Raw genomic sequence first — 12,223 nt, 5'->3', positions numbered from 1 at the left:
GCGCCCGCAGGGCGGTGCGCAGCGCAGCGGAGCACGGGAGCGAAGCGCACCCCGGAGCAGCCCGACCCCGCGCGGTAAGGCCGCAAGGCCGGCGCACGGGGGCACGCCCTGAATTAAAAATTATTTGACTGTGGTAGGAATGTGATCGGGCATCAAAATTCAATGCGATATTGTAGGGTGAAGTTTCGCGGAGCTTCGGGGCGCACGAAGCGAATCATGTATTCGCGGTTTGTGAGGTTGTTTACGATAAAGGTAAACTGGCCATGACGGGGGGTGCGGTATCCGATACGCAGGTTGATGAAGTATTCGTTGCCGGTGTAGCCGGGTTTGTTGATCTGGTCGGCATAGCCGGGGAGAAAGGTGCGGAAGACTTCATCGATTCGCTCTACTTTGGAGAGGTAGCGGTAGTCGATGCCAAGGAGAAGGCCTCGCCAGGTGGCTTCGAGATCGAGTTTGATGAGGTGGCGGTTGCGGTATTTGAGCATGGCGTGGAGTAAGGGGTTTTCATTGGTGTAAAGGGAAGTAGCGAAGCGGCTGAAGTAACGGAAGGGATTTCGGAGGGTGCTATCCAGATTGACGTCGACAGGGAGGGAGTAGGTGTAGCCTGCAAGTGTGCGAATAAAGAGCTGGTCGGTCAGGTGGCCTTCGGATGTCCAGGAGAGTTCGAGGCCGGCATTTCGGGCGAAGGCGACGTTTTGGGCTTGAAATCCAAGGTAACTTACGATGGTATCAAGGGGTATCTGATTGGGGGGTACGGTATCCCATCTGGGTGGGAGATAAAGTCCAAAGGTGATTTCGACCAGGTCTTTGTATTCGAGCCAAAAGAGGGAGAAGTCGAAGTAATGACGCCAGGTATTGATGGTAAGTTGTTTTTTGAGACCGATTTCGGCATTCCAGCCGTATTCGGGGCGTAGGTTCAGGTTTGGAAAGATGGGAACGGCTTCGCGACCTGCAGTGGAGATGAAGATTTCGGTGATGGTGGGGAACCGGAAGCCCTGGCCAAAGTTGGCTCTGACGAAGAGCGTTGGGTCGACCTGATAATTGGCTCCTGCCCGAAATACAGGTATTCGGCGGCTTTCGATGCCTGAGATGGAGAAATATTCGTATCGAAACCCTGTATTTAAGGCCCATCGCCCACGGAGGTGGTCAAGCTGGGCGAAGGCGGAAGCGTTTCGGCCGGTGTGGTTGCCGATGTTGTAAATTTCGAAGACGTCGAAGTACTGATAGTTGAAGCCTGTGGTAAGGCGTGTATACAAAGTGATGGGGATGTCCAGGGAGTAGTCGATGTTAAAGAGATTGGTTTTGAGATTGTCGCGGTAATTTTTAAACTGGAGACGGTACCAACGTGTGGCCAGACGGTGGCGGATGCCCGAACGAGTCAGGTAAATGGCCTCTGGAGTAATATGCCACTGCTGGCGTACGATGCGTGTGGCGCCATCGGCGGAGGTAGCTGCAGGGTCAGCGCCGTTTAGGGGTACATAGAAGTTGGAATCGGCATCGTGCCATGCGAGGAAGTCTGCTTCGTCGGAGCCCATGATGGAGCTGTTCCATTGAAGAGTGAGACCTCGGCCATCGGGTCGGGTTCGATATCGGGTTTTGAAGGTGAGTCTGGACTGTGTCTGGTCGGTAAAGCGGATGAAGCCACGTGTGGTAAGCTGATTGATGCCTACTACATAGTCCAGTGGGCCTGAGGATTCGCCTGCTGTAGCAGAAATGCCCCATTCGCCAGGGCGCTGAGTCCACCACCATTTCTTACCGGGATCACGGGGGTTGTCTACCAGATTGTAAAAGGTTTGGATACGGGCTATGGGTTTTTCTTTTTCTGGCCAGAGGGTTTTGATATGGAGGGCACCGTTGAGGCCTCCGGCGCCATAGAGTACTGAAGCAGGGCCTTTGACCACTTCGAGGTTTTCGACCATTTCGATGGGGGCAAAATTCCAGCGCATATCTCCTCGGTCGGCGGTGAGGAGCGGCATTCCATCGACAATGACGAGCACACGGCTGCCTATGCCGTAGGCAAAGCCGCTGCCATTGCGGATGCTCATCTGACCGTCGATGACGGTAACTCCGGGCACTTTGTCAACGGCATCGTAAAGCCGGGTGGAGTTTACATTGAAGATCAATTCCTTTGGCAGTAGATCTACTTGTACGACTTCGCGTGTGATCGGTTTGCGTGCGCGGGTGGCCGTGATGGTGACATCGGGGAGATTTTCTATAAGTTGTTCAAGGGGTATAGTAATATATTGGACCGAGGTAGTTTGAAAACTGACGCGAACGCGACGGTTCTTAAAGCTTATATGATCAACAGAAAGAAGAAGTGATTTTTCAGGTGTGTGGTAGATATACTGACCTTTATCGTCGGTCATACCTGCGAGTCGACCATTAATTGTGATATCTGCCATACTTACTGGCTCACCAGACAGGGAGGAGAAGACTCGGATATGTAGGGTATTTTGCGCGAGGGTTGTCAAAAAGCTACAAAGGGAAAGATAGGTAAGTATAAGCAGTTGTTTCATTTGGATTGAATACACAAACAAATTTAATGGGTGGAATTTTAATTTTTGATTTCAAAAATTTTTATTTATTTTAGGTGTGCCTAACTTATTTTTGTTATCAAATTAAATTATGATTTTTTGAAAACGAAAACTATTCTTTTGTTATCGACTATATCAATTTTTATTGCTTATGCTCAGCCTGTTTTGGTAAACGGTTTAGTGACAGATGGAGCTTTACCGGTACAAGGAGCTGAAATTTCAATTGAAAAGCTGGGTTTAAAAGGCCAAAGTGACGCTAACGGGAAGTTTCAGCTACGGGTAAATGCAAGGGAATCTGACTTACAGATGACTGTTTCAAAACGGGGATATTTATCAGAAACTTTGATCTTTACTACACTTGAGCGTGATACGGTAGTAAATGTGACGCTTACCCGGTTAGGCGAGATGATTGATGAAGTGGTCGTCAGCGCAACGCTGCATCCAGTGAGCCGATCGAATGTAGTTGCTCCTGTAGAAGTAATTCACAGGAGATTGACTGAGCGAATTTCTACATCGCAGATTATGGATTTGTTGCCAGCACTACCGGGCATGAGGGTGCAATATAGTTGTAATGTATGTCAAGCTCCAGGACTTCAGCTGAATGGTTTGCCCGGGCCCTATACAATGTTGCTCATCGATGGACTGCCAATGATGGGTCCCTTGTCATCGACCTATGGTTTGTTTGCTCTTCCGACTTTTCTGATGAGCAGGGTAGAGGTTAGCAGAGGACCCGGGGCTGTGCTTTTTGGATCTGAAGCCATAGGTGGGCTTATCAACATTTTTACTCCTGATCCGGATGTGGCGCCCAGATTTCATTTGGAGCAGGAAGTAACTACTTGGGGGGAATTTTCCACACAGGCAATGGTTGCATACAGAAAAAATCGCTGGAGGATGCTAACTGGCGTCTCAACGCATTATTTTAACAACAGGGTAGACCACAATGGAGATGGTTTCATGGATCTTCCGTTGCAAAAGAGGCTATCAACTTTTTTCAAAGTAAAGTATTCGGACAGTTGGGATGGTTATTTTAGGTATTTTTATGAAGACAGGCTTGGTGGTCAGATGATCGGCCAACATCACAACAGAGTGGATGGGAAGGCCTATGTAGAGAGCATTTTCACTAACAGATTGGAATGGATAATGAAATACACATCTCCAAAGTACAAACCTCTATCAGTATGGTGGAGTGCTTCAACACATGATCAAAACAGTGTTTATGGAGACGAGGCTTTTCTGGCGAGACAATATCTTGCAAATGCGCAGCTACTATGGAGGGAGACAAAAGGCTTCATCAGCTACACTGGAGGGGCAGCTGCCAGATATCAATACTACAACGACAACACTACCGCCACCCTGCTATATACCGATGATAAAAAAGAGGAGGCTCCAGAAGTATTTCTTATGCCGGGATTGTTTGCAGATTTTAATTTTAAAAAGCAAATAACAGGATTAAATGCAGGGTTAAGGGCTGATTATCACCCAGTTCATGGTTTAATACCTACGTATCGAATGGGATTGATGGTAAAAGGTGGGAATCAATCATTCAGGGTTCAACATGGTACAGGTTTTAGGGTAGTCAATCTATTTGCAGAGGAACATGCTGCGCTGTCCGGGGCAAGGGAGGTGGTAGTAACATCGGCTCTAAAACCCGAACGCTCCATTGGTACTTCTGTGGAGTGGGAGTATGCAAAGCTGAATACTGATTATTCTGTTAGATTGACTACAGGGGCATTTTTCAATGTGTTTTCTAACAGGATATTACCAGACTACGATAGTGATCCTCAGAAGATTATTTTTGATAATCTCAGCGGAAGTTTTCATCAGGCGGGATTAAACATTAGATGTGAAACGAGCATAGGTAGTCATTGGTATTTGAGTGTGGGTGGTACGGTCCAGGATTTAGGAGTGATGGATGATGAGGAGGAGGAAGATGTGATTCCTCCTTTTGTGGAGAGGTATTCTATACAGACAATGACTGGATATAATAGCGGAAGGTGGAGGCTTGATGTGTCATCTTTTACCTATGGTCCTATGCGATTGCCCCTGGCCGGAGAATTGGATCCTAGGCCTGAATACTCTCCGGTATTTACTCACCTGAATGCCCAAATATCCTTCATAATCAATGATAGAAACCGCTTGACGATAGGAGGGCGAAATCTCTTGGACTTTGTTCCATGGCGAGGTTTGCCTTTTCTGATTTCTAGAGCCGATGATCCATTTGACAGCAGAGTGGTTTTTGACAATGATGGAAACCCACTGCCTACACCTGATAATCCTTATGCATTGACTTTTGATCCAGAATATGCATTTACTTCATTACAGGGTCGGAGGTTTTTTGTACAGTGGCACTACAGTTTTTGACCCGTTGGTAAAATTGTTTACCCCCATTGTCCTAAATCTGACATTTGTTCTACACGTATTTGTTTCTTCTGAAACGGGCAATAAAAACTCAAATGATAAGCGCGAAGCGCGATGACCGAATCTGACCTCACTACTTTTGATCCGTAAAGAGTATCCCCCCAGATAGGGTGACCGATATACGACAACTGTGCCCTAATCTGGTGGTATCGACCGGTAATTAGTTTTAATTCAAGGTCTGTGAAATCACGACCTCGACTTAAAACTTTATATGATAGTTTTATCTCAGCAGAGCCTTCAAAAGGTTGGGATGATATAATTGCTTTGAAATTCAAAGGATCTTTTCGGTGAAAATGGACCAAAACAGCCGAGGGAGTATGTATAATGCCTTCTACGCGGGCGCAATATTTTTTAGTGATGCGCCTTTTTTCGAAAAGTGGCTGTAAAATCCGGTGAGCATTCAGGCTTTTGGCCACCAGCAGCAATCCGGAAACAGGCCTGTCGAGACGATGGAGCGGATGTGGACCCCATTTTTTAAAAAATTCCGGTCTTTGCCGGCGTAACCAATCCATCAGACTTGGGTTTCCTCTGGAGTCGGGTTCGGTGTTGAGGCCGTGTTCCTTATCTATGATACAATAATGGTCGCATTCGTATACGATAGCGGGCATTTTAACGCTCTTTGGTAATGGAACGTATCCACTTGTACTCGGATAGGAACTCGCGCCCGATCACTCTGAACACTGAGTAGGCGGGCACTGCCACAATCATGCCGACAATACCAAACAGATTACCTGCAACCAGAATGACAAAAAAGATTTCCAGTGGATGTGCATTGACCGACTTGGAAAAAATAAGCGGTTGAAAAATAAAATTGTCGAGCAGCTGAACGACCGCAAACACCGATAGTACTTTGAGCAGGTGAAACTGCCAAACTTCTGCAGCCAGCAACCCCGGTGTAGTGCCGAAAGCGATCAATGTACCTATAGTGGCCCCAATTACCGGGCCTATGTATGGAATAATGTTGATCAAACCGGCAAAGAAGCCAATGATAAAGGCATTTTTGATATTGAAAACCGACATACCAAAGCTCACAATCAAGGTAATCAGGCTGATCTGCACGATGATGCCTATGAAATACCGGCGAAGCGAATATTTGATTTGAGCCAGTGCCCTGGACATTTTATCGCTGGAGCTATCGGGCGTAAATGCCAGGACAATACTGGAGGGTATATGCCTGTCTTTGAGAAGAAAAAAGGTGATAAAGGCAATGGAAAAAAGTGCGATCACTAGATTGCCCATGGCACTGACCAGCCCTGTGAGTGTGCCGGTTAGGTTTGTAATGTTGAAGTATTCTGAGAATTTTGACAGAATATACTCTCTGTTTGATTCATAGCCCACCGGTTTAATGCCAATTTCATCGGCCCAATTTTCAATGGTTTTGATTGGAGTTTCCAGGTTTTGGTAGATTTCAGCCATGCTGATATCGGAGATGGCATACAGCTCGGCGAGCAAAGGGGGTACGAAAATCAGAAACAACAAATAAAAGAAGAGAAAAACACTCAACAGACCGATAAGTGCCTTTAGCCAGTCGGGTAGGCTTTTTTGCCGGATTTTCACCCGGTCGAGAAATTCCATCAAAGGCGACAGTGCTATTGTAAGCGATACGGCTATGGCCAGATAGACCATCACCGGAAAGGAGAAGTACAGTACCAAAATCAAAATGAAGGCGAGAAGCCCCCCAATCAGTTGCTTGCGAGTAATTTTGGACATGGACTAGTCATTATTGGACCAAGAGTGAAAACAAAGCAAATAAAGGGACAAATCCCGATAAAAACCCTGCTATGACCTCTACGATGGTATGAGCGTTGATTTCCAAACGCGCCCATGCTATCAGTCCTATCGTCAATACCACAGATATCAGATACCAATGCGACCAACCGTAGAGCCTGGAGAGAACCAGTACTGCAGCCAACATGCCGGATAGAGCCGCCACGTGAGCACTGGCCTTGTAAAAGGGAATTTGTATGAGTAGAATCAGAATGACAATGCATGTCCCAATGAGAAAGAGGTATATGAGCTTGGCAGAGGAGACCCAGCGCACTGCTACAGCTGTGAAGTAATAAAAAACCGCTCCGATTACGTATGGTATTTTACGGTCTTCTCGTTTGTGCATGAAGAGGGAGCTGATTACTCCAAGCCGATAGAGTAAGACGGTCAATAGCCCGGGGAATATATACGTACCTGTGGCAATGGCTACCATCAGGTACATCGCCTGTGACCTTGTAATCGGTGCTGATGTTTGTGCAATTACAAGGGCTGCGAACAGCAAAGGGACCAATGCGGGATGCAGCACATAGGAAATCAGGTTGCCGAGGGTTTGTTTCAGTGATCGTGAGGTCATGGAGTACATCAAAGTTGTTTTCGGAGTCGGGCTACTGGTATACCGAGTTGCTCACGGTATTTGGCCACGGTGCGTCTGGCCAGGGGATATCCTTTTTCATTGAGGATTTTACAGAGCTGGTCGTCGGTATAGGGCTTTGATTTGTTTTCATCGGCGATGGCCTGCTCCATGATTTTTTTAATTTCTTTGGTTGATACTTCTTCTCCGTCGGAGGTGGTCATTCCTTCGCTGAAGAGTTCTTTGAGGAGAAAGGTGCCAAAGGGCGTCTGGACGTATTTGTTGCTGGCTACGCGGGAGATGGTGGAGATGTCGAGACCTACTTCGTCAGCTATATCTTTGAGTATCATCGGTCTGAGCTTGGTCCAGTCGCCAGTGAGAAAAAATTCCTTTTGATAGTTCATAATGGCAGACATGGTAATAAGGAGGGTCTGCTGGCGCTGCTGAATGGCGTCGATAAACCATTTGGCCGAGTCGAGTTTTTGCTTTACAAACATCAGAGCTTCCTTCTGGCTTTTATTGGTTTTGGCGCCCTCTTTATAGGCTTGAAGGAGTTCTTTGTATTCGCGGCTGATGTTGAGTTCGGGGGCATTTCGTTCGTTGAGGGTGAGCTCGAGCTTGTCGTTGTTGATGGTGATGATGAAATCGGGAATGATGCTGAGGTCCCGGTCGAGGGCGGTGTTGATTTGAAGTCCTGGTTTGGGGTTTAGCTGGCTGATTTCGGTGATGACGTCCTTGAGGGTGTCTTCATCGATGCCCAGGCGGTCGAGAAGTTTTTCGTAGTGTTTTTTGGCAAATTCGTCGAAGTGATTTTCCAGGATTTTGATGGCGAGCTTGACTTCCGGAGTTTGAGGCCGGCGCAAGAGTTGTAGGAGAAGGCATTCGCGAAGGTCTCTGGCGGCTATACCCGGTGGGTCGAGTTGTTGAACTTTTCGGAGTACCTGTTCGAGCTCAGAGGGTGAGATGCTTATGTTTTTGGTAAAGAGAAGATCGTCGCTGAGGCTTTCGAGATCGCGTCTGAGGTAGCCGTCGTCATCGAGATTGCCGATGATGTATTCGCCGGCTATCCGCCAGGTATCGGGAAGTCGGAGCATGCCGAGCTGATGGATGAGGTTTTCGTAAAAGGTTTCTGAGCTCACGACTGGTGCCTGATATTCTTCGTCGTCTGCGCTGTAGTTGTTGGCTTTTAGCTTGTAGTCGGGTGTGTCTTCGCTTAGCAGGGATTCGTATTCGTCGAAGTCTTCGATACTGGTGATTTCGGGCTGGTCGATCAGGACTCCGTCTTCATCGTATTCGTCTTCAGGGGATTCGTTGTCCGGTAGGTCTGCTTCATATATTTCCTCATTATTGTTGTTGGCTTCTTCGAGAGCGGGATTTTCTTCGATTTCCTGTTTGATGCGCTCTTCTAGCATGGCGACTGGCAGCTGAATCAGCTTCATGAGCTGAATCTGCTGTGGGGAAAGTTTTTGAAGGAGTTTCTGACTTAATCCCTGTTTGAGCACGTTTTTTAGGTTTTGTGGGCCAATTTACAATTGGGCGACGAATCGGATGGCTTGATATTTGCTTGTTGCGGGGCCTTTTTCAGGAATGAGCTGGTTTTTTACTTGTTGCCAATGCATTATTGTGTGGGGTGTGTGAGGAGGCTTTCTGTTAGAGGCTTTGGATGTGCATTTTGAGGCGGGTCTATTTCGGGGTATTTGAATCGGGCAGGGATGTGAATTTTCTGCAAAGGCTGTAGTGTGGTCTTTTTTCCGGATATGGCACGCCTGAATTTGCGTTTTCGGTCGTGTATCGAGGATGGTTTACAGATACGAATGGGCCGGAGGCGTGTGCACCTCCGGCCTTCGCGTGAGGGATGCGGAGGGCGCCCGAAAGGGCGGTGCGCAGCACGGGAGCGAAGCGTACCCCGCAGCAGCCCGACCCCGCGCGGTAAGGCCAGCCACAGATGGCCGGCGCGCGGGGGCACGCCCTGATGAAATTTTTTTTGGATTTGCCGCTGTGGACCTTGTCATCGGTGATTTCCTAAGGATTTGGGCCCAATAGCCGATACCTCCCGATGTGGGCGATGTGCGCGGACTTTCTGCCGAAGGTTTACAGAAGCAATGGTAGTCTGTGTGGCACTTGGCGCATCGGAAGTACCTTTACAGCCAGAAAAATCATCAACACCTGCTTACCTGAAGATGAGCGACGAGGAACTACTCAATGGCGAGCCTGATCCGCAGATGGAAGGCCACGTAGCCAAAGTCAGCAAAGTTTCCGGCATGTACCGGGAGTATTTTCTGGATTATGCCTCGTATGTGATTCTGGAGCGAGCCGTGCCGGCCATGTACGACGGCCTGAAACCGGTCCAACGTCGCATACTCCATTCCATGTACGAGATGCACGATGGCCGCTACCACAAGGTGGCAAACATCATCGGCAACACGATGAAATACCACCCCCATGGGGATGCCTCCATAGGCGATGCCCTGGTACAACTCGGTCAAAAAGACCTGCTCATCGACTGCCAGGGCAACTGGGGAAACATTCTGACCGGAGACTCAGCCGCAGCCCCGCGCTACATCGAAGCCCGGCTTACAAAATTTGCCCTGGATGTAGTCTTTTCGCCTAAAATCACGCAATGGCAGTCCAGCTACGACGGCCGGGCCAAAGAGCCGGTGTTCTTCCCGGTAAAATTTCCCCTCTTACTCGCACAGGGAGTCGAAGGCATCGCCGTAGGCCTGAGTACCAAAATCCTGCCCCACAACTTCAATGAGCTCATCGATGGCTGCATCCGCATACTCAACGGCCAGAACGTCACCATTTACCCGGATTTTCCCACGGGAGGTATAGCCGATGTAAGCAATTACAACGACGGCCAGCGGGGCGGACGCGTAAGGGTACGGGCCAAAATCAACGCTATCGACAAAAAGACACTGGTCATCTCAGAAATACCTTTTGGCACCACCACAGGCTCCCTGATCGACTCCATCCTCAAAGCCAACGACAAAGGCAAAATCAAAATCCGAAAAATAGAAGACAATACAGCCGAAAATGTAGAAATCGTCATCCACCTCCCCCCCGGCCTGTCGCCCGACAAAACCATCGATGCTCTCTATGCCTTTACCGACTGCGAGGTCAGCATCTCCCCGATCGCCTGTGTCATTTACCAGGACAAGCCTCTCTTTATGGGAGTCAGCGAGATGCTCCGGGAATCCGCGTTCCTGACCCGGGAATTGCTCAAAGCAGAGCTCAACGTAAAACTCAATGAACTGCGCGAAGCATGGCACTTTGCCTCCCTGGAGAAAATCTTTATCGAGCACAAAATCTATCGACTCATCGAAGATGCCGAAACCTGGGAGCAAGTCATCTCCAGCATCCGCATCGGGCTCAAACCACACATCGGCCACCTGCTCCGCCCCGTGACAGAAGAGGATATCGTACGTCTGACCGAAATCAAAATCAAACGCATCTCCAAATACGACTCCGACAAAGCCAACGACCACATCCAGGCCCTGGAAGGCCAAATCGCCGAAGTAGAGCAAAACCTGGCCAACCTGACCGACTACACCATCCGCTGGTTTGAGTACCTCAAAGAAAAATACGGAAAAGGACGCGAACGCAAAACCGAACTGCGCCTCTTCGACGAAATACAGGCACAAACCGTAGCCATTGCCAACGAAAAACTTTACATCAACCGCCAGGAAGGCTTCATCGGCACCAGCCTCAAAAAAGATGAATACATCTGCGATTGCTCCGATATCGACGACATCATCGTTTTCCGGCGCGACGGCAAGATGATGGTCGTCAAAGTCGACCAGAAAGTGTTTGTCGGACCGGACATCATCCACGCAGCCGTTTTCAAAAAAGGCGACCGACGCACGATCTACAACCTCATCTATCGCGACGGCTCCAAAGGTCCCTCCTATATGAAACGCTTCTATGTAGACTCCATCATCCGCGGCAACGAATACGACATCACACAAGGCAAACCAGGCAGCGAAATCCTCCACCTGACCGCCAACCCCAACGGCGAAGCTGAAGTCGTATCCGTATACCTCAAACCCATCTCCAAACTCAAAAAACTGCGCTTTGACATCGACTTTGCCACCCTCGCCATCAAAGGTCGCAACGCCCGCGGAAACCTTGTCACCAAATACCCCATCAAAAAAATCGAACTCAAAGAAAAAGGCCTCAGCACACTGGCACCCCGCAAAATCTGGCTCGACACCTCCATCATGCGACTCAATACCGAAGGCCGCGGCCAACTGCTCGGCACCTTCAAGGGCGACGACCTCATCATACAGGTCACCAAAACAGGTACCTACCGCCTCACTACCACCGACCTGAGCACCCACTTCGACGACGACGCACTTCACATCCGAAAATTCAACCCCCAGGAAATCATCACCTGCGTCTATTGGGACCACACCCGGAAGCGCTACTTCGTAAAACGCTTCCACCCCGAAAAATCCGATCGACGCGAATCCTTCATCCCCGAAGGCCATGGAAATCAGCCCGAACTCATCACCTTCCAGCCCAACCCCGTTGTACTTCTGGAATTCGATGAAGTAAAAGGCAATGCCCGTCCCCCCGAAGAAGTCAACCTCGCCGAATTCATCTCCGTAAAAGGCATGAAAACCATCGGCAACCAACTCACCACACACCCCGTCAGGCAAATCACCCTCCTCCACCCCCACGAACCGGCTCCCGAAGAAACAACCCCGGCAGACTTCACCGACATCGACATCGACCTATCCACAGAAGAAGCCCGGCAAATCACCCTCTTTGACCTGCTCGACCAAAATCCAGAAAAAGACAACCCCAACCAATAATGTAATTTTCTCTCATTGGGCGCCCCCTCGGCCGCTTGCGGCAAGCGGCCGGGGGCCGGTCTGCGGCTCCTATTCCCCTTGCAGGCAGGCGTGGCACATCGGGCTGCGGTGGCTTGCTA

7 protein-coding genes are annotated in these 12,223 nt (G+C 49.0%); 2 read left to right on the top strand and 5 right to left on the bottom strand.

Translation table 11 applies throughout. The features are described from left to right. Positions 1 to 152: 152 nt before the first annotated feature. Positions 153 to 2,516, bottom strand: a complete 2,364-nt coding sequence (locus tag DES35_RS07410; protein ID WP_114366247.1) for a TonB-dependent receptor — start codon at positions 2,514 to 2,516, stop codon at positions 153 to 155. A gap of 117 nt (positions 2,517 to 2,633) precedes the next feature. Between DES35_RS07410 and DES35_RS07405 the strand changes: the two genes are divergently transcribed. Beyond that, positions 2,634 to 4,895, top strand: a complete 2,262-nt coding sequence (locus DES35_RS07405) for a TonB-dependent receptor (RefSeq protein ID WP_114366246.1) — start codon at positions 2,634 to 2,636, stop codon at positions 4,893 to 4,895. Between the two features lie 17 nt (positions 4,896 to 4,912). On the opposite strand, the gene DES35_RS07400 is transcribed toward DES35_RS07405, so the two are convergent. The 4 genes from DES35_RS07400 to rpoN are packed head-to-tail and all read right to left on the bottom strand — an operon-like array spanning position 4,913 to position 8,792. Then, the gene (locus DES35_RS07400) at positions 4,913 to 5,560 is read right to left on the bottom strand and encodes an RluA family pseudouridine synthase (RefSeq protein WP_037357559.1); all 648 of its coding nucleotides are present in this window, start codon (positions 5,558 to 5,560) and stop codon (positions 4,913 to 4,915) included. 1 nt (position 5,561) lies between these two features. Continuing rightward, positions 5,562 to 6,662 carry an AI-2E family transporter gene (locus tag DES35_RS07395; protein WP_037357557.1) on the bottom strand — a complete coding sequence of 367 codons (1,101 nt, stop codon included), beginning with the start codon at positions 6,660 to 6,662 and terminating at the stop codon, positions 5,562 to 5,564. A gap of 10 nt (positions 6,663 to 6,672) precedes the next feature. Then, entirely contained in the window at positions 6,673 to 7,293 is a 621-nt protein-coding gene (locus tag DES35_RS07390) for a hypothetical protein (protein ID WP_037357554.1), read from the bottom strand. An 8-nt stretch (positions 7,294 to 7,301) separates the two neighbouring features. Continuing rightward, positions 7,302 to 8,792, bottom strand: a complete 1,491-nt coding sequence (gene rpoN, locus DES35_RS07385) for an RNA polymerase factor sigma-54 (RefSeq protein ID WP_037357552.1) — start codon at positions 8,790 to 8,792, stop codon at positions 7,302 to 7,304. A gap of 678 nt (positions 8,793 to 9,470) precedes the next feature. Between rpoN and DES35_RS07375 the strand changes: the two genes are divergently transcribed. Further along, complete coding sequence (locus DES35_RS07375; protein ID WP_114366261.1) at positions 9,471 to 12,104, top strand: DNA gyrase/topoisomerase IV subunit A; 2,634 nt, start codon at positions 9,471 to 9,473, stop codon at positions 12,102 to 12,104. Positions 12,105 to 12,223: the final 119 nt, after the last annotated feature.

Origin of the sequence: Schleiferia thermophila (genome assembly GCF_003337435.1) — a bacterium.
In the GTDB taxonomy this organism is placed as follows: Bacteria; Bacteroidota; Bacteroidia; order Flavobacteriales; family Schleiferiaceae; genus Schleiferia; species Schleiferia thermophila.
Note: the sequence above shows the minus strand (reverse complement) of the source record. Positions and strands in the feature narration are given on the sequence as shown.

What these genes read in the sequence shown, in the direction of transcription:
- DES35_RS07410 (WP_114366247.1), bottom strand. Translation starts at nt 2,516, where the DNA reads ATGAAACAACTGCTTATACTTACCTATCTTTCCCTTTGTAGCTTTTTG.
- DES35_RS07390 (WP_037357554.1), bottom strand. Translation starts at nt 7,293, where the DNA reads ATGACCTCACGATCACTGAAACAAACCCTCGGCAACCTGATTTCCTAT.
- DES35_RS07400 (WP_037357559.1), bottom strand. Translation starts at nt 5,560, where the DNA reads ATGCCCGCTATCGTATACGAATGCGACCATTATTGTATCATAGATAAG.
- DES35_RS07395 (WP_037357557.1), bottom strand. Translation starts at nt 6,662, where the DNA reads ATGTCCAAAATTACTCGCAAGCAACTGATTGGGGGGCTTCTCGCCTTC.
- DES35_RS07375 (WP_114366261.1), top strand. Translation starts at nt 9,471, where the DNA reads ATGAGCGACGAGGAACTACTCAATGGCGAGCCTGATCCGCAGATGGAA.